General features: G+C 68.2%; 12 protein-coding genes and 1 pseudogene. 7 read left to right on the forward strand and 6 right to left on the reverse strand.

Annotation, left to right across the window (positions count from 1 at the left end; genetic code table 11):
* Positions 1-14: 14 nt before the first annotated feature.
* On the forward strand, positions 15-1,580 hold the full coding sequence (locus tag H7U20_RS10990; RefSeq protein ID WP_199759183.1) for a cache domain-containing protein: 1,566 nt from the start codon (positions 15-17) through the stop codon (positions 1,578-1,580).
* Positions 1,581-1,685: 105 nt separating this feature from the next.
* Here the strand turns inward: H7U20_RS10990 and H7U20_RS10995 are convergent, their stop codons facing one another.
* The gene (locus H7U20_RS10995; protein WP_370593132.1) at positions 1,686-2,093 is read right to left on the reverse strand and encodes a GNAT family N-acetyltransferase; all 408 of its coding nucleotides are present in this window, start codon (positions 2,091-2,093) and stop codon (positions 1,686-1,688) included.
* Positions 2,094-2,511: 418 nt separating this feature from the next.
* Between H7U20_RS10995 and H7U20_RS11000 the strand changes: the two genes are divergently transcribed.
* From H7U20_RS11000 to H7U20_RS11010, 3 genes are all read left to right on the forward strand, one after another.
* On the forward strand, positions 2,512-3,555 hold the full coding sequence (locus tag H7U20_RS11000) for a sulfate ABC transporter substrate-binding protein (RefSeq protein WP_199759185.1): 1,044 nt from the start codon (positions 2,512-2,514) through the stop codon (positions 3,553-3,555).
* 106 nt (positions 3,556-3,661) lie between these two features.
* Positions 3,662-3,880, forward strand: a complete 219-nt coding sequence (locus H7U20_RS11005) for a TOBE domain-containing protein (RefSeq protein ID WP_199759186.1) — start codon at positions 3,662-3,664, stop codon at positions 3,878-3,880.
* Positions 3,881-4,167: 287 nt separating this feature from the next.
* On the forward strand, positions 4,168-5,043 hold the full coding sequence (locus H7U20_RS11010) for a serine hydrolase (protein ID WP_199759187.1): 876 nt from the start codon (positions 4,168-4,170) through the stop codon (positions 5,041-5,043).
* A gap of 405 nt (positions 5,044-5,448) precedes the next feature.
* Here H7U20_RS11010 and recD read toward each other — a convergent pair whose 3' ends face one another.
* The 3 genes from recD to recC are packed head-to-tail and all read right to left on the reverse strand — an operon-like array spanning position 5,449 to position 14,640.
* Entirely contained in the window at positions 5,449-7,455 is a 2,007-nt protein-coding gene (gene recD, locus H7U20_RS11015; protein ID WP_199759188.1) for an exodeoxyribonuclease V subunit alpha, read from the reverse strand.
* Positions 7,445-11,149, reverse strand: a complete 3,705-nt coding sequence (recB, locus tag H7U20_RS11020; RefSeq protein ID WP_199759189.1) for an exodeoxyribonuclease V subunit beta — start codon at positions 11,147-11,149, stop codon at positions 7,445-7,447. The genes recD and recB overlap by 11 nt, the downstream gene beginning before the upstream one ends.
* Before the next feature lie 38 nt (positions 11,150-11,187).
* Positions 11,188-14,640 carry an exodeoxyribonuclease V subunit gamma gene (gene recC, locus H7U20_RS11025; RefSeq protein WP_199759190.1) on the reverse strand — a complete coding sequence of 1,151 codons (3,453 nt, stop codon included), beginning with the start codon at positions 14,638-14,640 and terminating at the stop codon, positions 11,188-11,190.
* Positions 14,641-14,873: 233 nt separating this feature from the next.
* Here recC and H7U20_RS11030 point away from each other — a divergent pair, with 233 nt between their 5' ends.
* The gene (locus H7U20_RS11030; RefSeq protein ID WP_199759191.1) at positions 14,874-16,325 is read left to right on the forward strand and encodes a hypothetical protein; all 1,452 of its coding nucleotides are present in this window, start codon (positions 14,874-14,876) and stop codon (positions 16,323-16,325) included.
* Positions 16,326-16,352: 27 nt separating this feature from the next.
* Here the strand turns inward: H7U20_RS11030 and H7U20_RS11035 are convergent, their stop codons facing one another.
* A complete protein-coding gene (locus tag H7U20_RS11035; protein WP_199759192.1) occupies positions 16,353-18,230 on the reverse strand; it encodes a serine hydrolase domain-containing protein in 1,878 nt (625 codons plus the stop codon).
* 280 nt (positions 18,231-18,510) lie between these two features.
* Here H7U20_RS11035 and H7U20_RS11040 point away from each other — a divergent pair, with 280 nt between their 5' ends.
* Entirely contained in the window at positions 18,511-18,897 is a 387-nt protein-coding gene (locus H7U20_RS11040) for a hypothetical protein (protein ID WP_199759193.1), read from the forward strand.
* A 37-nt stretch (positions 18,898-18,934) separates the two neighbouring features.
* Here H7U20_RS11040 and H7U20_RS11045 read toward each other — a convergent pair whose 3' ends face one another.
* Entirely contained in the window at positions 18,935-22,024 is a 3,090-nt protein-coding gene (locus H7U20_RS11045; RefSeq protein WP_199759194.1) for a CHASE domain-containing protein, read from the reverse strand.
* Between the two features lie 212 nt (positions 22,025-22,236).
* Between H7U20_RS11045 and H7U20_RS11050 the strand changes: the two are divergent.
* A pseudogene (locus H7U20_RS11050) lies at positions 22,237-22,589 on the forward strand (hypothetical protein); the annotation flags it as partial.

Genomic DNA, 22,589 nt, shown 5'->3' on the forward strand with positions numbered 1-22,589 from the left:
AACTGACGCTGGTCGTGCTGGGCGGCGCCACCGCGCTGAACCTGCTGATCGGCGCCATGCTGGCCCTGTTCCTGCTGCAAAGCTACCAACAGACGCTGGAACACGCCAAGGTGACGGCGCACAACCTGTCGACGGTGCTCAAGGAAAACATCTCCGGCACCCTGCGCGCCCTCGACGCCTCGCTCGGCAGCACCGCCGACGACCTGCTGCAACTGCCCGCCGGCGCCGCCGGCCTGCTGGCGCAGCTGCGCGAGCGCCAGCCTGAACTGGGCGCGCTGCGCGTCTTCGACGCCGCCGGCCGAGTGCGCCAGGGAACGCCGCTGCCGGCGGACACGGCCGGCGCCGGAGCCGTCGCCGGACAGGCTTGGTTCCAGTCCCTGCAAGGCCGACCCGGCGCCGGCCTGAGCATCAGTCCGCCGCGCCTGGACCGCGCCAGCGGCCGCTGGCACGTGCTGCTGGCGCGCGCCATGCGCGACGCCGACGGCCGCCTGCGCGGCGTCTTGGCGGCCGAGGTCGACTTGGCGCGGCTGTCGAGCGCCTTCTCGCTGGTCAGCGTCGGCGCCAAGGGCACGATGACGCTGAGCTCGTCCGACGGGCTGGTCTTCGCCCGCTACGCCCGGCTGCGCTACGACGACGCGATGATCGGCAAGGCCCTGGTCTCGCCCAAGCTGCGCGCCTACATCGCCTCCGGCAAGCGGCCCGAGGCCTATCTGTTCACCTCGCAGCAGGACGACACCGAGCGGCTGGTCTCGCTGCAACGCATCTTCGACCGGCCGCTGCTGGCCGCGCCGGCCAATCTGTACTTCAGCGTCGGCCTGGCCAGCGACGACTATCTGCAGAAGTGGCGCGAGGAGGCGCGCGCCGCCGCCATCATCATGCTGTTCAGCCTGCTCATCAGCGGCGCCGCCGCCTGGGGCCTGCTGCGCCTCTGGGGCGAGCGCGAGGCCCACCAACAGCAATTGCGCGCCTTCGAGCGCGAACACGCCGTCAACGACGAGCGCCTGCGCATCATACAAGACCTGCACGACGGTGTCGGCTCGCAGCTGCTGAGCACCTTGATGATGGTGCAGGCTGGCAATGCCAGCCGCGAACAGACCGTCCTCCTGCTACAGGAATGCATGGACGACATGCGTCTGGCGATCGACACGCTGGCGCCGGACGAGCCGGACCTGCTGCCCGTGCTGGGCAACTTCCGTTTCCGCATGGAGGCGCGCTACCGCGCGGTGGGCATGGAATTTCTCTGGACCAACCACGCCCTGCCCGACGCGCTGACCCTGGCGCCGCACGCCGGCCTGCAGGTGCTGCGCCTGCTGCAGGAGGCGCTGGCCAATGTGCTGCGCCACGCGCAGGCGCGGCGGCTCAAGATCGATGTGTATTTTTCCCCGCGCGAACTGCGGGTGCGGGTCGAGGATGATGGGGTCGGCATGGCGACGGCGACGGCGCCGCTGGGCGCCGGTCGCGGCCTCGCCAATATGCGAATGCGCGCGCACAAACTTGGCGCCACGCTGGACTGGCGCGCCGCCGGCGGCGATGCGCAGCGACCCGGCACCGTGGTCGAGCTGAGCCTGCCGCTAAAATAAGAAAACCCAAAGGCGCAACCTGGGGTCGGACCCCCGGGGGGCCGACCCCGGCCTCCCGCCTTTGGGTGGTTTTGTTCTCGCCGCCTCAACTGAGCGGCAACTGGCTCAAAGCGAATTCGAGTTGCAGTTGCAGAAACGTTTACGCTTGCCGTCGGGCTCGCCGGCGACGGCGTCGAGTTGCTTCCAGAAGAAAATGGTTTCCACGCCGTAGGGCGAACGCACCTTACCGGCCTGCACATAACCCTGGCTGGCGAAGAACTCCTCGCCGCTGGCCGTGCTGTGCAACTGCAGCGCCTTGACGCCCCAGCTGCAAGCCTGCTGCTCCATGCGCTGCAGCAGGGCCTTGCCGATGCCCTGCCGCCGCGCCTCCGGCAACAGATAGCACAGCGCCAGCTTGCCGGCGCCGGTCAGCAGGGCGACGCCGACGACCTCGCCCTGGTCGACGGCGACCAAGGAAAAATTGGTCGGCGATGTGAACCAGCTCGCCACCGTCTCCGGGTTCTTGTTGCCCAACCAAGCGCCCAGGATGGCCGGGTCGTCCCTATGATCGGAAACACAACATTCCTCGATCGAACGACGTAACACATTGCATGCGGCAGACGCATCTGTCAACGCAGCAATACGAATTTCAAGACTCATGAACGCTCACAAAATATTCCCGATAGCAAAATGAAGCAGGTTTCAACTGGCTTCTCAGTGCGTAAGCCACTATACACCAAGCGGCAAACAGCGTTGCACACCGGTCCTTTCCAGCCTCCCGCCATACTGCATCGTCGCACTTGTCTTGCCCACGAATGCTTGCAAGAATCCTTATGCGGATTTTGCTGCAAACCCTTGTGTTCGATACCATCTAAGCATATTACGAAAAATTCGTATCTTTTCCGGGCCGGATTTTAGACTATGGCAGTCTGTTTTCACAATAGAGCCCACCATGTCAAACAATTTTTCCGCAAAAACCGCCCGCGCCTTGCCACGCCGCGGCTTCCTGGCCGGCAGTTTCGCCGCCGCCGCCGTCCTGCTGGCCCTGCCGCTGAGCGCCACGGCCGCCGACACCGTGCTGCTCAACGCCTCCTACGACGTCACGCGCGAACTGTTCAAGGACATCAACCCGGCCTTCATCGCGGAATGGAAGAAAAGCACCGGCGAAACGCTGACCATCAACCAGTCGCACGGCGGCTCGTCCAAACAAGCCCGCTCGGTGGCCGACGGCCTCGAAGCGTCGGTGGTGACGATGAACCAGGCCAACGACATCGACCTGCTGGCCGATCGCGGCCTGGTGGTGGCCGACTGGGCGAAAAAATTCCCCAACGGCGCCGCGCCGTTCTATTCGACCATGGTCTACCTGGTGCGCAAGGGCAATCCGAAACACATCAAGAGCTGGGACGACCTGGGCAAGCCGGACGTCAAGGTCATCATTCCCAACCCCAAGACCTCGGGCAACGGCCGCTACAGCTATCTGGCGGCCTGGGGCGCCGTGATTAAAAAAGGCGGCAGCGAGGCGCAGGCGCGCGACCTGGTCGGCCGCATCTTCAAGAACGTGCCCATCCTCGACGCCGGCGGCCGCGCCGCCACCACCACCTTCACCCAGCGCCAGATCGGCGACGTGCTGATCACCTTCGAAAACGAGGTGCAACTGGTGCGCAGCGAGTTCGGCGACAACTTCGAGGTGGTCTACCCGGCCAACTCCATCCTGGCCGAATCGCCCGTCGCCGTGGTCGACAAGGTGGTCGACCGCCGCAACATCCGCAAGCAGGCCACCGCCTACCTGAACTTCCTCTACTCGGAAGCCGGCCAGGAGATCGCCGCCAAGCACTTCCTGCGCCCCCGCTCGGCGGCCGTGGCCAAGAAATACGCCGCCAGCTTCAAACCGATCAGCCTGTTCACCGTCGACGAGGTGTTCGGCGGCTGGAAGGCGGCGCAGAAGAAGCACTTCGACGACGGCGGCGAGTTCGACCAGATCTACCAATCCAAATAAGGATATGCGCAAGCATTCGTTTCCAAATGGCCGCGATCGACGTACTCTGAAGACTCAGAATTGATCGGAATCGCTGATAATTCAACGTCATTTATAAGGAATTCTGATGGCCATCTCGGAAATTAATGTACGCAACCAGTTCCCCGGCAAGATCAAGGAAATCATCTTCGGGCCGGTGGTGTCCGAGGTCGACGTCGAAACGGCGCACGGCATCGTCACCTCCGTCATCACCTCGCGCTCCATCCACGACCTGGGCCTGAAGGTCGGCAGCGAGGTGATCGCCCTAGTCAAATCGACGGAAGTGTCGATCGCCAAGATTCAATAGTTGGCTCAGTAATTGGCTTCAGTAGCACTCCGAGGGGAGTTTAGTTTGTAGCACGGCAATTTGCAGCACAGCAACAATTCCAATCTTGTTGCTCTTCTTGAGCCCCGGCCAGCCACTGTCCGGGGCTCTTTTTTCATTCTTCAGTCCGCACGACTTACATTCAATAGACGAGAATTCACTTTAATGTTATTGTCTATCCTTAGGAAAATATTGCCGTATGGCTAGAATAGTACGCGCAGCGCCGCCTCCCGGCGCCCGATAGACGCCACCCCTCACGACTACCCAAGATGCTCAAAAAAATCGTCGCTTTACTGCTGACATCATTCTCCGTCGCCGCCGTCGCGGTGCCGCTCGGCTCCCAATCGGTGCTGGTGGTGGAAGACGGCACCGGCAAGATCTTGCTGGAAAAGAACGCCAACGTCCAAGTACCGATCGCCTCGCTGACCAAGCTGATGACGGCGATGGTCGTGCTCGACGCCAAACAAGACATGGACGCCCCGATCAGCATCGACAAGACCGACGTCGACATGCTCAAGCACAGCACCTCGCGCGTGCCGGTCGGCGCCGAGATCGCCCGCCGCGACGTGCTGCAACTGGCCCTGATGTCGTCCGACAACCGCGCCGCCGCCTCGCTGGGGCGCACCTACCCGGGCGGCAGCAGCGCCTTCGCCGCCGCCGTGCGCGCCAAGATCAAAGCGCTGGGCCTGACCCAGACCGTGATCGAAGAGCCGACCGGCCTGTCGCCGAACAACCGCTCGACCGCCGCCGACCTGGTCAAGATGGCCACCGCCGCCTCGGCCTACCCGGACATCCGCCGCATCACCACCGACACCAAGGACATCATCAGCATCAACGGCCGCAAGGTGGAGTACCACAACACCAACCGCCTGGTCGGCGCCAAGGGTTGGGACATCGGCATGTCCAAGACCGGCTACACCGAAGAGGCCGGTCGTTGCCTGATCATGCGCATCAAGGCGGCCGGCAAGAACGCCACCGTGGTGATGCTCAACGCCCGCGCCAACTCGGCCCGCATCGTCGATGCGCTCAACATCCGCCGCTTCATCGCCGGTCCGGACGCCGAGCCGAAGGTCATCGCCGTCGGCGGCAAGCGCCACAAAAAGGCCGTCAAAGCCAGCACCCGCCGCCACCGCCGCGCCTCCTAATTCCAGCGCAACGCCATCCAAGCCGGGCCCGCAGCCCGGCTTTTTCACGTCCCCAGCGCCCGCAGCTTCCCGGGATTAGTCCCGGGGTCAGTGCCGACATTCGGACACGAGCTCATGCATCGCGCCCATTCCGGAAACCAATTGTCCGAATGTCGGCACTGACCCCGGCTCACTGACCCCGGCTCATTTGTATTAAACGGCCGATTCCGGACACTCCCCGCAAACCCGCATGGATACTGGCGCTCGCAAGCCAAGCACATTTCTGCCATGCTTAAAGTTGGTGTTTATATGCCAATTTTCAGCATGAATTCCAACAATAGCCAAGAAAAATGGCGCCCCGCGAAGGGCGCCATGTCTCGGCTCGCCACATATTGCCGCAACCGTCGCGGCCGGAATCGATACGCGCTAGGCCGCCGGCAAATCGAGCAGTTCGCGCAGGCCGGAGGCGCGCTGGGTGCGCGCGGCGATGGCGTCGAGCAGCACCTGCGGCGCCGGCGTGAGCAAGGTGAACAACTCGCGCGCGCGGGTGATGCCGGTGTAGACCAGCTCCCGGGCGAGCACCGCCCCGCCCTCGCGCGGCAACACCATGACGGTGTGGCTGAACTCGGAACCTTGCGATTTGTGCACCGTCATGGCAAAGGCGGTCTCCACATTGCGCAGGCGGGTGGCCAGCACGCTGCGCACTTTGTCCCCCTCGGAAAAGTAGACGCGCAGATAGCCGGGCCGCGCCGGATCGGGCAGGGTCAGGCCGATGTCGCCGTTGAACACGCCGGTGGCGTAATCGTTGCGTGTCACCATCACCGGCCGGCCGACATACCATTCGCCGCGTTTGCGGATCAGCCCGGCGCCCTCCAGCTTGTGCTCGATCGCCTCGTTCAGGCCGGCCACGCCCCACTCGCCCTCGCGCACCGCGCACAGGATGCGGAACGCTTCGAAGCTGCGCAACACCTCGCCCACCCAACGTTGATGGCCGCTGTCGTCGGCTTGGCCGGGGCCGGCCTGGATCAATTTCAGGTAGGGCCGATAGCCTCCGCCTATCTCGTCGCTGCGTCCGGCCAGCGCGAGTTGCAGCACGTCGGACTGTTGCGCCGGCGCGATCCAGGCCAGTTTGCCGCCGCTGTCGGCGCGCAGCACCTCCTGCGCGGCGGCGGCGTCGCCGGCGTTGACGGCCAGCGCCAGCGCACCGATCGGACCGCTGAAGCGCCGGCTCTGGCGCAACATCACGGTCTGCTGGGCCAGCGGGCCGCCGTCGCCGACAAAACTGTCGGGGATGGTCTGGCCGCTGCTTTCTTGCACATATCGCAAGGTTGCCGCCGAATAGGCGCCGGCCTGGGCCTCGTGGCACAGGTCGCCCAGCACGGCGCCGGCCTCGACCGAGGCCAGCTGGTCCTTGTCGCCGAGCAAGACCAACATCGCCTGCGGCGGCAGCGCGTCGAGCAGCGCCGCCATCATTTCCAGATGCACCATCGAAGCCTCGTCGACAATCAGCACGTCGACGTCGAGCAGGTTGCCGGCGTGGTGCTGGAAGGCGCGCGTGCCCGGCCGCGCGCCCAGCAGGCTGTGCAGGGTACGCGCCGCGCCCATGCGCGCCGCCAGCTCGCGCAGCGGCAGCGCCGGGCCGACCTTGTCGGCCAATCCATCGAGGGCGTGGTCGATCGACTGCTTGAGCCGCGCCGCCGCCTTGCCGGTCGGTGCCGCCAGCGCGATGCGCAGCCGTCCGCTGCCCTCGCCGGCGGTGGCGAACAACAGCGCCAGCAAGCGCGCCACGGTGTAGGTCTTGCCGGTGCCCGGACCGCCGGTGATGATCGCCATATTGCCGTGCAGGGCGACGGCGCAGGCGATTTTCTGCCAGTCCGGCCCGCCCTCGCGCGGCGCGTGCTCGAACAGCAGGTCCAGCCAGCGGCGCACTTCGGCCAGGTCGGGCTGGCGTGGCGTCAGCGCGCGGCCGCGCACGGCGTGCGCCACCAAGGTCTCGTCGCGCCAGTAGCGGCGCAGGTAGAGCCGCTCGCCGTCGAGCACCAGCGGCTGCTCGAAATCCAGGTCGCCGACCGCCCACACCTGCTCGCAGGCGGCCAGCAGCGTGCGCCAGGCGGCGCCGCGCTTGGGCCAGACGCCGGCCGCGTCACGCAGGCCGCGCCAGCTGTCCTCGCCCCAGCCCAGCAGGCCGGCCGGGTCGCGCGCCAACTCGTCGAGCTCCAGACAGCTATGGCCGCGCCCTTCAAGTTCGGACAACAGCACGCAAACCAGCGCCAATTGGGGCGAACCGCCGCCGATCGACGCGATGAAACGGGCGAAGGCGGCGCTCAGGCGGCGCAGCTGGCCGTCCTCGGTGAGGGCGTCGACCTGGGCCAGCAGCGTCAGCGTGGCGGCGTCGACCGGCGTCGGCCGGAAGGTGTGCGGATCAATCGTCATGTTCAAATTCCGGCTCGGTGGCCTCGTCGAGTAGTCGGTCCAGGCCGTCGAGCAGCGCGGCGTCCGGCGCCAGCAGATGGCAGCCGTGGGTGTGCGGGTTGGCTATGCCGCGCAGGAACAGGAACACCGCGCCGCCCAACTGGGTCGCCGGGTCGTAACGCTCGCCCAGTCGGCTGGCCAGCAGGCGGTGCAGCGCCAGCATATAAATCGCGCCCTGGATGTCGTAACGGTGCTCGGCCATGCCGGCCGCCAGCGCGCCACGATGGTAGGCGGCGTCGCCGGAACCGAGCGCGTTCGATTTGTAGTCGACCACCCAGTAGCGGCCCTCATGTTCGAACACCAGATCGGTGAAGCCTTTCAACATGCCATGCAGTTGCCGCTCGGGCAGCGCCGGCCGGGCGATGCCGTCCAGCAGATGCGCCGTGCACAGGCGGTCGAGCGCGCCGGTGCTCAGGCGCTCGCTGGGGAACCAGAACTCCATCTCCGGCAGCACCGAATCGAGCTGGCACAGCGCCACGCCCAGCGCGGGCAAGGGCGTGGTGGCGATGGCGCGCAGCCAGGCGATGCTGTCCTCCTGGCGGTGGCCCCAGCCGGCGCGGTCGATGCGCTTGGCCAGGCGCGCGTCGAACTGCTCGTCGTCGACGCTGCCGAAACCCTCCTGCCCCATCCACTCCAGCTGCTCGTGGAGGAAGTTGCCGGGCACGGAGCCGCGCGGGAAGCGGTGCCAGGGCGCGTCCTCGGTGCGCGACGCCGCCAGCAAACCGCTCGGCGCGTCCTCCTGCTCCAACAACTTTTCCTCCAGCGCGCGGCGCGGCACATGGCTGGCGCCAAGCGTGCCGACCCGCCGCGCCAGCGAGGTGAAGCTGCCCACCGTCCAATCGCGCTCGAAGCGGCCCTTGTACTGCGCCGGCTCGACCAGCGCCGCGCGCCGCTCCACCCGGCTGAGGAAGTTCATTTGCTGCGGCGGCGCCAGCGTGGCGATGGCGATGTGCTTGCAGTCGCCGCGCAGATACTCCCAGCGTTCGAGCAACAGGCCGACCGGCAGCGCCTCGCCGCCCGTCAGCAGATAGCCCAGCGCCGACTCGTGCAGCGTGTTGTCGCCCGCCTTGCGCGCCGCCAGCGCCGCCACGCCCAGCCACAGGAAGTGGCGGGCGCGGGTCAGCGCCACGTACAACAGGCGCAAGTCCTCCTCGATGCGGGCGCGTTCGACGGCGGCCAGCGCCGCGTCGCTCAAGGCCATGTCGATCTGTCGTTGACCGTCGTCGTCGCTGTACTCGAAGAAGCTGCGGTTGCGCCGCTCCACCTTGCGCGCCGTGACGGCGAACGGCAGGTAGACCAGCGGGTACTCCAGCCCCTTGGACTTGTGCACGGTGATGACCTTGACCAGCTCGGCGTCGCTCTCCAGCCGCAGCACGCGCTCGTCGCCGCCCTCGCTGCCGCCGTCGATCTGTTCGGCCAGCCAGCGGATCAGCGCCTGCTCGCCGTCCAGCTGGCGGCTGGCCGACTGCAGCAGCTCGGCCAGATGCAGCAGATTGGTCAGGCGGCGCTCGCCGCCTGCCTGGCGCAGCAGCGCCGCCGGCAGCCCCAGCTCGTGGATGAAGCGGCGCAGCATGGCCAGCACGCCCTGGCGCTGCCAGACGATGTGCAGCGCCTTCAACTGCTCGACGCGCTGCTCCCAGGCCAGCTCGTCGGACGACAGCTGCGCCAGCTCGGCCAGCGCCAGGCCGGCCGTGCGGGTGGCGAAGGCGGCCCGCGCCAGCGCGCCGTCGAGCGGATTGGCCAGCGCCGACAGCCAGCGCAGCACGTCGGCCGCCTCCTCGCTGTCGACCACCGAATCCTTGTCCGACAGGTAGACGCTGGCCACCTTGCGCCGTTGCAGCGCCTTGCGGATCGCCGCCGCCTCCTTGCGGTCGCGCACCAGCACGGCGATGTCGGCCGGTTGCAGCCGCGCTAGGCCGTCCGGCCCCTCGAAGCCGGCGCGCGGATCGTTCAGCCGCGCCACGATGTCCTCGGCGCAGTGCCAGGCGAAGAAGTCGCGGTAACCGTCGGCCTTGAGGTCGTCGGCCACGTTGCAGCACACCGCCATCGCCGGCACCGGGCCGTCGGCCGCCATCAACACCTCCTTGCGGCCCTGCGCGCCGACCGCCTCGAACGGCAGCGGGTTGACGCCGTCCTTGCGGAAGCGGAAAGCACCGCGCGGGAAGCCGGCGCGTCCGCCCGCCGCACCGGCCACACCGTCCGCGCCGCCCTCGGCGTAGAGGAACAAGCGGTTGACGGCGTCGACCAGCGGCGCCGTCGAGCGGTAGTTGGTGCCGAGCTGATAGTGGCGCCCCTCGGTCGCCTTGCGCGCCGACAGGTAGCTGTGGATGTCGGCGCCACGGAAGCCGTAGATCGACTGCTTCGGGTCGCCGATCAAAAACAGGCCCAGGCTCGGCTCGTTGTCGGCCACGCGGTATAGCAGGTTGAAGATTTGATATTGGTTCGGCGCCGTGTCCTGGAACTCGTCGACCATCGCCACCGGATACTGCTCGGTGATGCGCTTGCGCAGCGCCTCGGCGTTCTCGCCCTGCAGCGCGGCGTTGAGCCGGTCCAGCATGTCGGCGAAACCGAACTGGCGGCCGCGCCGCTTCAACTCGTCCATGCGCAACGCCACCGAGGCGGCGGCGTGCTGGTACAGGGCATGGTTCAGCGGCACGATGGCTTGCAACGCCTCGAACAGCGCCGCGGTGGCGGCGAAATCGTCCGGCACGACGGCGCTGAAGCCCTTGCTGAAGGCGTCCTCGATGCCGTCCGGCGTCAGGCGGCGCCAGGCCGTGTCGCTGATGTCGGGCATGTGGGCCTGCTCGTCGCGCGCCCAGGCGCGCAGGCCGGCGAACCACTTGACCAGCGTCTCCGGCTTCATCTTGACGCCGTTGAAGCACTTCGGCGCGGCGGCGCGATGGTCGCCGATCCAGCGCTCCATGCGCCCGGCCCGCTCTTCCCAGCCGTCCTTCAGCGTGGCCAACTGGTTGCGCTGCTCGCGCTGCACGCGGCCGATCAGGCCGGCCAGGCTTTCGCCGCCGAGCGGCGCCAAACTGTTGGCGCGCTTGGCCAATTCGCGCACCGAGCGCTTGAGCACCGTCACGTCGGACCAGCAATCGAGCAGCGGCGCCAGCGCGCCGGCGCCCAGCGGATACACCTGCTGGCGCCAGTAGTCGTGCGCCGCGTCCTCGAACAACGCGTGCTCGTCGCTGACCAGCTCCTCGTCGAACAGGCTGCCGCTGTCGAAGGCGTGCTCGCGCAGCATGCGCTGACACCAGGCGTCGATGGTGAAAATGGCCGCCTCGTCCATCGTCTCGGCGGCCAGCATCAGCCGGTGCGCGGCCTGCTGCCGCTCGCTGTGGCCGGGATAGGAGTCGAGCAGCTCGTCGAGGAAGGGATCGGGCTTTTCGCCCTGGCCACGGAAGTAGGCCGCCGCCTCGACCAAGCGCTCGCGCACCCGGTTCGACAGCTCGCGCGTGGCGGCGCGGGTGAAGGTCATCACCAGAATGTCGGCCGGCAGCAGCGGCCGCACGAAACCGTCGGCGCCGCCGTGGCCCAGCACCAGGCGCACGTACAGCGCGGCGATGGTCCAGGTCTTGCCGGTGCCGGCGCTGGCCTCGATCAGGCGCGAACCGTGCAGGGGAAAGCGCAAGGGCGCCAATAATTCACTCATAGCTCGCACTCATAATTCGCACTCATGGTTCGGTCCCGTCACGCCGCTTGCTCGCCATGGATCATGGCCAGCGTGATCGATTGTTTCAGCCAGTCTGCCAGCGGGCCATACAGCGCCAGCGCCACGTCGGCCCACTCCTCCTCGCCGGACAGGGCGGCGAAGTCCGGCCACAGGCGGGCCAAGCACAGGTCGTCGCTCTCGCCGCTGAGTTCGAAGCCGCCGTCGTACACGGCGCGCGGATCGCCCTCCCGGGCCAGCGCCAGCGCCGTCTTGCAGGCGGTGGGCAGCGGCCGGTTCATGCCGTCGCGCCAAATCGCCACCAGGTCGGCCAGCACCGCCAGCGCGGCGTCGCGCGCCAGCGGCTGCATGGTGACGATGGCGTCGCGCGCCACCAGCAGGCCGGTGACTGGCATGCCGGCGGCGGCGGCGGCCAGCTGGCGCAGCCACATGGCGATCAATTTGTCGCCGCGCGGCTGGCCGTTCTTATCTGCCACCTTGGACGACATCTGCATCAGCCACACCGTCTCGTGGCCATCGCTGCGCAACTGGTCGACCCAGTCCTCCAGCACCACGCCGCCGAACTCCAGGCTGACCGCCAACTTGGGCGCCGCCTGCGGATAACTGGCGCGCAGCGTCAGCCAGGCGCTGCGCACCGGCACCAGCGCATCGACCAGGTCGTGCTGCCACTGCTGGCCGATCAGGCCGATCGGCAGCAGGCCCTCGCGCGCGAGCCGGCCGGCGCGCTCGCTCAAGTTGTCATAGACCTGCTCCAGCGCCTCCGGCGTGCCGGAGTCGTCGAGCATGGTGTCCTCCAGCAGATAGCGTTCCAGCGCGTTGAGCGAGAACGGTTCCTCGTCCTCGCCGACCAGCGCGACGTCGCCGAACATTACGCCGAGGCGCTGGCGGAAGAAGTAGCGCACCGGCTGGCGCAGGAAGTTGGCCAGGTTGAGCAGCTTGAGGCGGAAGGCGGCGTCGATCTCGTAGGGCGGCAGGCCGGCCGTCAACGCGGCTGCGGGAGCGTCGAACAGCGCGTCGGACAGCGCGCCGTCGCCATCCGACGCCGCCGCGGCGTGGGCGGCGCGCCACTCGCGGGCGTAGGTCAGCAAGCCGCCGGCTTCGAAGTAGCGCCGGCTGAACGGCTGCAGCGCGTGCTCGGTGCTGCGGGCGCGCAGGTCGAGCTGCCAGCCGGCCGTCAAATAGTCGCGCAGCTGCGACACCAGCACCGACGGCGGCTGCTCGCTGTTGTCGCGCACATTGCGGCCGACCCAGCTGATATACAGCTTGTCGCGCGCCGCCAGCAGGGCCTCCAGCATCAGGTAGCGGTCGTCGTCGCGGCGCGAGCGGTCGCCCGGCCGCGCCATGCCCGGCTGCGCCAGCAGGTCGAAGTCGGCCTTGGGCGCGCGGCGCGGAAAGTCGCCGTCGTTCATGCCGAGCAGGCAGACCACGCGGAACGGCACGGCGCGCATCGGCATCAGGGTGCAGAAGGTCACGCCGCCGGAAACGAACTGGTGGTTCAGGGTCGGCTCGTCGAGCGCGCCCAGCCAGGCCTCGCGCAGCACCGCCAGCGGCACCGCCTCGTCGAACTGGGCGAACTCGCAGGTGTCGAGCCAATTGTTGAGCGAGTCGTCGAGCTGGCCCAGGGTCAACCGGTCGCCCTCCTCGCCCGCCTTGAAGAAGGCGGCCAGCAGCGCGCGCGCCTGCACGCCCCACTCGGCCGGTGAGCGCGGCTGGGCCAGCAGCGCGCGCCAGTGCAGCAGCGCCTCGACCAGCTGGGCCAGCGAGCCGGCCAGCGCCGCGTCCAGGCCGCCCACCTCGGCATACGGTTCGATGCCGGCGAAGCTGGCGCCGGCGCCGCTGGCGTAACCGAGCAACATGCGCCGCACGCCGAAGATCCAGGCGTTCTGCTCGCCCGCCGGCCCCAGTCCCAGGCCGCTGCGGTGCGCCTGGTCCAGGCCCCAGCGCACGCCGGCGCCCTCGATCCACTGGCCCAGCGTGGCCAGTTCGTCCTGCGCCAGGCCGAAGCGGCCGGCCAGCGCCGGCACGTCGAGCAGATCGCGCACCTCGCTCTGGCGGCAGCGCTGCTGCGGCAGGCGCAGCAGCCATTCCAGGGCCACCAGCAGCGGATTGACGCTGCGGTCCTTGACGTCGGCGATCTCGAAGGGGATGTAGCGCGGGTCGCTGCGTTTGTGCTGGGCGAACACGGCGTGGATCGCCGCCGAGAAGGTGTCGATGTCGGGCACCATCACCACCACGTCGCGCGGCCGCAGCGGCCCGGCCTCGCCGGCCGGCGGCGCGGCGAACATCGCCAGCAACTGGTCGTGCAGCACCTCGACCTCGCGCTGCACGCTGTGGGTGATGTGGAATTCGATCGAGCGGTCCTCGTCCGGCGGCGCCACGGCCGGATGCTCGCTCAGCGGCAGCAGGTCGCGCACGGCGGCCTGCACCTGGCCCAGCAGATGGTCGCCCTGGTCGGCGCTGAACAGGTCCAGGCGCAGATTGTCGCTGCGGCCGGCGGCCGCCGCCGCCTCGTCGAACTCGTCGAGCATGCGGATGAAGTCGCGCCCCTGCCGGCCCCAGCTCGCCAGCAAGGGATGGCTGTGCGCGTGCAGCTCCTCCAGCGGGATCTGGCCCAGGTCCTGGCCTTGGCGCAGTTGCTGGCGGCGGTGCGCCGAACGCAGCAGCTCGCGCCCCTCGATGATGTCGCCCCAATAAAACTGGCAGGGATTCGGCACCGCCAGCACCACCTGGCAATGCGCCGCCAGCGCCGACAAGGCCTGCAAGCTCTGGAACGGCAGCGCCGACACGCCGAACAGCACGATGCGGCGCGGCAGCCGGCCGGCCGGCGGCGCGCCCGCCTCGATGGCCTGGACGAACTCGGTGTGCACGCTGGCGCGGCCCAGCTCACGGTACTGCTGCGGCACGTCGGCGATGACGGCGCGCCACAACTGGCCCTGCCAGCGCTGGTCCGGCGCCAGCGGCGCCAGCTCGCCGCGCGCGCTGCGCAGCTGGTCGCGGCCCTCGGCCCAGTCGGCCAGCCAGTCGGCGCGGTAGACCTGGTATTGGTCGAACAAGTCGGCCAGCCGCTCGGCCAGTTGCAGGCGGCGCTCGGCGTCGCCGTCGGCGAGGAAGTGGCGCAGCGGCGCGAACACCTCGTCGGCCAGCAGCGCCGGCAGCAGCCGCATCAAACGCCAGGTCAGCGGCGACTTGTCGAAGGCCGAGCGCACCGGCACCCGCTCGCGCCCCAGCATGCCGCGATAGGTGTCCCACAAAAAGCGCGCCGGCAGCGCCACCCGGGTGGCGGCGCAGACCCGCATGTCCTCGGCCAGCGCGATCTTCAGCCACTCGGCCACGCCGTTCGACTGCACCAGGAAGATGTCGGACTCCAGCGGGTCGAGTGGATGGTTGCGCAGCCACTGGAACACGGCGGCGCGCAGTTGCTCCATCTGATTGCCGTGCAAAATGAGCAGACCGGGGGTGACGCTGGTGGGCATGGGTTTCCGTGGGCTAGACGCGCGGCAACAGCGCCGCATTGACAGCTGGCATTATCGCCGCTGCCGGGTGGAATCGCCTATGATTCGCGGAAATTTTCTGCCATTGCGTGGTCGCTGCCCGGGCGTTCCGGGCGGCCCGCAAAACAGGCTGCTGGGGGGCGCGTGCATTATCGGTTGACTCTGAATGGAAGCGACAGTAAGCTTGCCAATTGATTACTATTACGAAACAAGTCATGCACGCATCGCGCCGACCACTGCAGCACCTCCCCCAACTGCGCCACCTCCTCCCCTTCCTCCTGCTGGCGCTGGCCAGCGCGCCCGGCCGGGCCGAAACGCCGCCCCAGCTGAGCGGCAAGATCGAAGTCGAGCTCAATTCCGGCCTGGTGCGGGGCGACTTGTGCCTGTCGCAACTGCCCGAGGGCGGCGCCGGCAACTTCCTGCTGAACCGCGGCCTGAACATCCGCCGCGTCTATGACAAGCAAACGGCCCTGCCCCTTGCCTTCGAAGGCGGCGACGACAGCGTCGGCGTCGGCGATGCCGTCCGTTACAGCATCGCCAAGGGCATCGGCGCGGCCGGCTATTGCGTCTCCTACACGGGCGCTTTCCCGGTGTTTCGCATCGACGCCGGCGACTGGGGCGACGACGACTGGAAGGGCCTGATCGCCTTCGACGGCCGCAGCATCCGCGCCGCCGACCAGACCCGGCTGTTTCCGGTGGCCGAACTCGGCGTCGGCGGCGCGCAGCTCGAAACGATGCGCTTCGACATCGAAGTCGATTGCCCGGCCTGCCGCAATCTGTACATGAACGGCGCCGCCCCGGCCGCAGGGCCGCGCGCCCGCTTCCGCTCGGATACGCCACGCGAACCGATGCTGTACGCCGGCGACTTCCCCGTCGCCAGCATCGGCGGCAGCCATTTCATCGGCGCCGACGCCAACGCCGCCGACGCCGCCACGATCGCCGCCGGCATCGATACCCTGGCCGAGTTGCACCAGCAATATATCGGCCTGCCGTATGCCGAGCGCCCCGCCTTCCTGTCGTTTGCCGCCGTCTCCAGCAAGCGCCAGTTGGGCAAAAAGAGCTGGGCCTTCGTCACCTGGCCGACCGTGGCCACCGACGGCCGCCTGCCGTTTTCGTCCATGCTGGAGACGGTGGACGGCAAGCGCCAATTGCTGCGCGACGACATCGACTTCATGAGCCACGAAATGGCCCACTACTATTTCGGCACCCGCTACCACCCGCGCGGGCCGCTGACCTGGTTCCTGACCGAGTCGACGGCCGAGTTCCTGTCGCTCAAGATCACCCGCACCGTGCGCGGCGACCTTGCCTACCAGGCCAAGCTGAGCAAATTGTTCCAACGCGCGCTCAAGCACCAAGCCCGCTTCCTCCCGCTCGACCAGGTGCGCCAGGCCAGCGACATCGACGAGGAATACCGCTACCAGCTCGGCCCCCTGCTGTTGCTGGCGCTGGAGCGTTACGCCGGCGAAGAGACCGTGCGCAAGACGCTGGGCGCCTTGGTGGCGCGTCCGCCGCAAACGCCGATGGACTACAACACGTTCAAGGCCGCCCTGCTCGAGGCCGGCGCCACCCCGGCGGCATTGCAACGCTATGCCGACGAATGCCTGCGTCCGTCGCTGGCGCAAGGCTGCCTGGCCGTCTATCGGACGGCCGGCGTGGCCCTGCGCTGACGGCGCCGCGCCGGCCGGCGGGTAGTTTTAAGCCCACAGGCGGAACGGCAACAAGCCCCAGGCCGCCAGCATGACGGTCAATTGCAGCCCGGCCAGCAAGGCCAGCACATCGGCCACGCCGGCCCGCCGGCCACCCGGCCGGAACACACTCAGGCCCAGGCCGGCCAACAGCGTCAGCGGCAGCGCCGCCGTCACCGCCGCCAGCAAGCCGCTGGCCAGGGTCAGCTCGCCCAGCCGCAGGAACGATTGCAGGTAGAAAAACGGCATGGGCAAGGCCAGCAGCAGCACACCCGCCAAGGCCGGCAACATCGGGTGCGAGCGCCCCAGCCGCCGCCTGGCCAGGCGCAGCGCGCCGGAAAACAGGATGTAGGCCAAGCCCAGCAGGCCGACAGCCAGACTCAACCACATCGGCAACAAGCTCAGCAGGGAAACCTGCCGGTAGCTCTGCGTGCCGCTGCTGACCACCCGGCCCTGCTCGGCGTCGCGCAGCAGGACGTGCGAGGGCAGCACGCGGTCGGCGGCACGGTACAGTCCGCCACCAACCGGCGCCAGTAGCAGCGTTGGCGACTGCAATGGCATGAAGCGCAGCATGGCGCCGTCGGCGCGCAGACGGACCACGTTGAAAACGGTGTCGAACCAGGCCAGGCTGGCGAAACGGTTCGGCGCCGGGACGTAGAAACCCTGCCACGCCGCCAGCTCGGCGGCCGCGGCCGGCGCAGCAAGGTCTGAGGCTGAGGCTGATGTTTTAACCACGCCGCCCGCGCCGGCGGCCACGACGGCGACCGGCGCCGCGATCTGCAGCGCCTTGATGAGCCGTTCGTTAAACAGGTGGTGGCCGGAGGCCTCGCTGTCGGTGTTGAGCGAGATGAAAAAAGCCCGCCCTTGCTGGGGGAACAAACACAGCATGGCGCGGTAGCCGATCGTGCTGCCGCCGTGGCATTTTCCGACCACGCCATGGCGGTCGCGCGTCGCCAGGCCCAGCGCGAAGCCGACCTGTAGACCGGCCCGGGCCGCCTCGCTGCCGCTCGGCCGCCCCATCGCTTGCAACAACGCCGCCGCGATGAAGGGCCGGCCGTCGACCTTGCCGTCGCCCATCAGGAAGCGGGCGAAGCGCCCCATGTCGGCCGCCGTGGTGGTGAACTGGCCGGCCGGCCGCAGATACGAAGCCAGCGCCGGCTGCGTCGCGCCGTGCTCGAAATGCCCCATCGCCAGGCGCGTGTCGGCCTGCGGCCCGTCCTGGCTGACGAAACCGAAGGTGCTGTCGAGCATGCCGAGCGGACGCAGCAGGTTGGCGTCCAGATAGGCTTCATAGCGCTGCCCCGTCAGCGCCTCGACCACCCGGCCCAGCAACACGTAGCCGGTGTTCGAGTAGGAGCAGCGGCTGCCCGGCCGACTGCGCACCTGCAACAGCCCGCCGCCGGCCAAGGCATCGTCCAATGGCGTGTCGGCCCGCGCCCGCAGGCTGAACACTTGGGCGAAACGGGCGTCGTCCAGGCCGGCGGTGTGGTCGAGCAGGTGGCGCACGCGCACCGGATCGCTGGCCTGCCAGCGGTTGTCGAAGACCACGCCGGGCAGCAGGGCCGCGACCGGCGTGTCGAGCCCGAGGCGGCCCTGGCTGACCAGGCGCAAAATGCCGACGGCCAACAAGGTCTTGGCCACCGAGCCGACCTGCACGCGGTCGCCGGCGCTCAAGGCATTGCCGTGGCGCGCGTCCTTGATGCCGGCCGCGCCGGTGGCGATGGCGCCGTCTTGCGCCACGGTGGCCCACACCGCGCCCTGCAGACCCTGTTCGCCGAGCAAGCGCGCCAGGTCCGCCGTCAGCTCGTCGGCACGGGCCGGACCGGACCCGGACGAGGCCAGCAGCACGGCGAGCAAGCCAAGCAGGCGCCGGAAAACGCCGCTCAAGCCTGCGCCCCGCCGCACTTGTCCCTGCTTGATTGGCCAGTGAATTGACTGGCATTCCAGCTGCCGCAGCGCCAACCCGGCGCGCCCGACGCGGTTTTCCTACCCATAGGGAAGTCTTTCAGTATCATTTGATGTCAAAATGCAACCACATTGCATTTTCAGCAATAATCGTCTTGCATATAGTTGAAATTAACCGTAATATATTTACAATATTTCTATAGCCGTAGTCGGATTTTATGCCAGTTTCCACACCATCCATGCAGAAAGCGAGCGAATCAGAATGACTTCCTCCATCGCCCACGGCGCCTGCGCCGTACTGCTGGCCCTGGCCACGTTCGGCGTCCAGGCCAATCCGAACCTGCGCTATGCTGTTTCTCTGCAGGAGGGCAATGGGCCGGCGAAGAACTACGGTTTGGAGGTGCCGGCCGGCACGGCGGCCAGCATCAACGCCGACGGCTTGACGCTCGACGTCGCCGCGCCGTCCGCCGAGCATCCGGGCAAGTCGCTGATCCGTCTGCAGCAGACCAAGGAAGGCTTGACCAAGACCTTGCATCTGGCCAGCATCAGCCGACCGGCCGACTCCCAGGTCCGCATCGCCTACCTGCTGTGCGCCGACGGCCTGGTCTTCATGTCGCCGGCGCCGGCCCAGCCACCGTCCTGCAAATAAGCCGCCGCCACGGCGCGCGGAGCCGCCCCCTGCCCCGCTAACCGGGCGTGTTGGCCAGCAGTTCCTGCGAGATCTGCTCGCGCAGGCGCGGCAGCAACGCATGCATCTGCGCCACCAGCTGGCTGGCGCGGCCGCCGTCCTCGTCGTGGCGGACGTGTTCCAGCGCCAGGCACAGGTCGCCGAAACTCATCGCGCCGATGGCGCGCGCCGACGACTTGATGCGGTGGCCCAGCTCGGACAACTGGATCAAATCGCCCTCGGCCAGCGCGGCGTCGACCTCGACCATGCCGTCGCGCGCCGAGTCGAGGAACAACAGCACGTACTTGCGCATCTTGTCGGGCTTGTTGCCGAAGGTCTGGCCCAGCGCCGCCACGTCGAACAGGTCGGCGTCGGCCGACAGCATCTGGCCGTCGCCGCCGCGCGCCGGCTGGTACAGCGCGCCGTTGGCCGCCGGCGTCGGTGCGGCGGCGACCGCCCCGGCGGCCGGTCCGGCGGCGGCCGCCGCCGTCCGCTCGGCGGCGCGGGCGCGCTGGTCGATCCACTTGGCCAGCACGGCGAACAGCAGCTTGGGCGCGATCGGCTTGGTGACGAACTCGTCCATGCCGGCCTCGATGCAGCGCTGCTGGTCCTCGCGGCCGGCGTTGGCCGTCATGGCGATCACCAGGGTGCCGGCCAGCTTCGGATGGGCGCGGATCATGCGGGTGGTCTCGAAGCCATCCATCACCGGCATCTGCACGTCCATCAGCACGCAGTCGAACTGCTCCTGGAACAGCAGGTCGATCGCCTCCTTGCCGTTGTTGGCGACGCAGACGGTGGCGCCCGCGTCCTCCAGCAACTCCTGGCCGACCTGCTGGCTGAACACATTGTCCTCGACCAGCAGGATGGCGGCGCCGCGTATGCTGTCGAGCACCTCCGGTTGCAGCTCGTCGCCGCTGCGTTCGAGGAAGTTGACGCCCTTGTCGAGCCGCGCGGTGAACCAGAAGGTGCTGCCCTCGCCGGGCCGGCTGTCGACGCCGACCTCGCCGCCCATCAGTTCGGCCAGCTGCTTGCTGATCACCAGGCCCAGGCCGGTGCCGCCGTATTTGCGGGTGGTCGAATTGTCGGCCTGCTGGAAGGACTGGAACAGCCGCCCCATCTCGGCCTCGCTCATGCCGATGCCGCGATCCTCCACCTCGAAACGCACCAGCGTGTGGCTGTCGCGGTCCTCCAACGGCCGGGCGCGGATGTGGATCTTGCCGTTCTCGGAGAACTTGATGGCGTTGCCGGTGAAGTTGAGCAGCACCTGTTCGAGGCGCAGCGGGTCGCCGCGCAACTGGTGCGACAGGCCGGGCCAGATCTCGTAGACCAGCTCCAGGTTCTTCCGCCCGGCGCTCTCGCCGAGCTGGTTGGAGATGTTGGCCAGCAGCGACTCCAGGCCGAAGTCGAGCACCTCCAGCTCCAGCTTGCCGGCCTCGATCTTGGAGAAGTCGAGGATGTCGTTGATGATGCCCAGCAGGTGCTGGCCGGAATGGTAAATTTTTTGCAGGTAGTCGCGCTGCTTCGGATGGGTCACCGACTTCAGCGCCAGGTGGGCCATGCCGATGATGCTGTTCATCGGCGTGCGGATCTCGTGGCTCATGTTGGACAGGAAGTCGCTCTTCGCCTGGTTGGCGGCGTCGGCCTGCACCTTCAGGTTGTGCAGTTCGGTGACGTCGGTCGACAGGGCGATCACCGCCGTCACCGTGTCGTCGAGCTCGACCGGCACCTTGACCGTCCACAGGTGGTGCACCACGCCGTCGCGGTCGGTGTACTGGCCCTCGCCGGAGCGCTTCAGGCCGTCGTCGAAGATCGGCCGGTCCTCGGCCCAGACGGCGTCGGCGCTGCGCATGGGCATCAGCTCGCGGTCCAGCCGGCCGATGATGTCCCGCACCGGCAGGCCCATCACCTCGGCCATCTTGGCGTTGGCGTAGATGTAGCGGCGGTCGGCGTCCTTCATGTAGACGTGGGCGTCGACGTTGTTGAGCACGGTGTCGAGCAGCACCCGCTGCTTGACCGCGCTGCGCCGCGAGCCGCTCAGCACCAGGAAATAGCTGTAGATCAGCATGCTGCCGGCGAAGCCGGTGAGCAGCGCGATCCAAGGGAAGAACACGTCGAAGCCGGTCAGCAGGTCGGCCTTGCGGACGCGGAAGTAGGCCTTCCACAGGCTGCCGTTGAAGTCGATCGGCAGCACCGACTCGAAATAGGCGCCCTGCTGGCCGGGCGGGATCGGCCGGGCCACCATCGAGCCGTTGTCGTTGAACAGCAGGCGGTCGGCCTTCTCGATGCTCAGGCGGCGTTGCTCGATGTCGTTGCTGCCGTCGGCGTACAGGGTCAGCTGGACCTGGCGCACCGCCATCTCGTCGATCGCCCCCTGCACCAGCTTGGGCACGCTGAAGCCGATGCCCACCGTGCCGACATACGCGGCGCGGCGGCTGGCCACGTCGCCCAGCGGCATGCCGCGGCGGTACACCGGCAGGCGCATGCCCAGGCCGATGTGCGGCAGCGGCAGCTTGACCACGATGGGCTGGCCCGAGGCGCTGACCTGGCCGCTGTCGCGCGAGATGGCCATGGCCCGCTCGATGGCCGGGTTGCTGGAGATGTCGACGCCGAACTTCTCGCGCATCAGCGCGGCCGGCTCCAGATAGGTCAGCACGGCGTAGGACGGGCGGCGGCCGGGCGGGCGGATGTCGAACTGCGGATAGCCGTCCGGCGTTAGGCTGCGGTCGGCGCGCACGGCGGCGACGAAGGCCTCGCGCTGGGCCTCGGCGATCACCGGCGCGAAGGTCAACGCCTCGATGGCGGGGAAGTGCTGCGCCAGGTCGAGGCTGGCGACGTAGTCGTGGAACTGGCGCCGGCTCAGCGCGTCCGAGGTCTGGAACAGCGCCACCAGGCCGCGCACCAGGTCGGAGTAGGACTTGACGCGGGCCGAGATGCTGTACTGCGTGCTGCGCGTCAAGTTCTCGAAACGCTGCTCGGCATCGTCCTCGACCGTCTTGGCGGCGGCGAAGTACAGGCTGGCGCCGACCGCCAAGGCGAGCGTCAGGCCGACACCCCAGATCAGCGAGCGCGAATTGGCCAGCGTTTTCCCCAGATCACCTAATTTGCGCATCGCCCGCCACTTTTCATCGAAATGGAACCGGCCCGGCCGGACAGCGTTCGCCGGCCCAGGAGAGATTCGAAATTTGCATCACAGCAGCATACTATCAATGCCGTCGTCGAACCACCTTTACCTGACAAAAGCGCTATGGCGTCCCCTGCGGCGTGGCGGAACCATTGCGCCGCCGCCCCACTCTAAAGTCGAGTGAGCGGAGGGAAAATAGCATGCATACCGATGATATCGTCGCCGGCTCGATGGCCGTGGCGGTGACCATGGCCGTGGGCGTGGCCGTGGGCGTGGCCGTGGCGTTGACGGCGGCGCCGGCGGCGCGGGCCGACACGGGCGAGCACCGCGAATTCGACGCGCAGCTGCAAACGCCCTACCGCGCGCCCGGCGACGCGGCGGCGCGCGTCTTCACGCTGCATCTGAGCTACCCCGACCGGGGCCGCGTCCATCCGGTGTGGTGGCAACTGGAGCTGAGCGGCCCCGGCGGCGTGCGCCGCTGGCAGGGCCGCGAGCGCCTGGGCGCCGCGCCGCGCACGCTGGCGCAACACTGGGACGGCCGGCTGGGCGGCCG

Source organism: Rugamonas violacea (assembly GCF_016461825.1).
In the GTDB taxonomy this organism is placed as follows: domain Bacteria; phylum Pseudomonadota; class Gammaproteobacteria; order Burkholderiales; family Burkholderiaceae_D; genus Rugamonas.

Excerpts from the sequence above, each read along its gene's own strand:
- H7U20_RS11000 (WP_199759185.1), top strand. The coding sequence starts at position 2,512 with ATGTCAAACAATTTTTCCGCAAAAACCGCCCGCGCCTTGCCACGCCGC.
- H7U20_RS11005 (WP_199759186.1), top strand. The coding sequence starts at position 3,662 with ATGGCCATCTCGGAAATTAATGTACGCAACCAGTTCCCCGGCAAGATC.
- H7U20_RS11010 (WP_199759187.1), top strand. The coding sequence starts at position 4,168 with ATGCTCAAAAAAATCGTCGCTTTACTGCTGACATCATTCTCCGTCGCC.
- recD (WP_199759188.1), bottom strand. The coding sequence starts at position 7,455 with ATGACGATTGATCCGCACACCTTCCGGCCGACGCCGGTCGACGCCGCC.
- recB (WP_199759189.1), bottom strand. The coding sequence starts at position 11,149 with ATGAGTGAATTATTGGCGCCCTTGCGCTTTCCCCTGCACGGTTCGCGC.
- recC (WP_199759190.1), bottom strand. The coding sequence starts at position 14,640 with ATGCCCACCAGCGTCACCCCCGGTCTGCTCATTTTGCACGGCAATCAG.
- H7U20_RS11030 (WP_199759191.1), top strand. The coding sequence starts at position 14,874 with ATGCACGCATCGCGCCGACCACTGCAGCACCTCCCCCAACTGCGCCAC.
- H7U20_RS11040 (WP_199759193.1), top strand. The coding sequence starts at position 18,511 with ATGACTTCCTCCATCGCCCACGGCGCCTGCGCCGTACTGCTGGCCCTG.
- H7U20_RS11045 (WP_199759194.1), bottom strand. The coding sequence starts at position 22,024 with ATGCGCAAATTAGGTGATCTGGGGAAAACGCTGGCCAATTCGCGCTCG.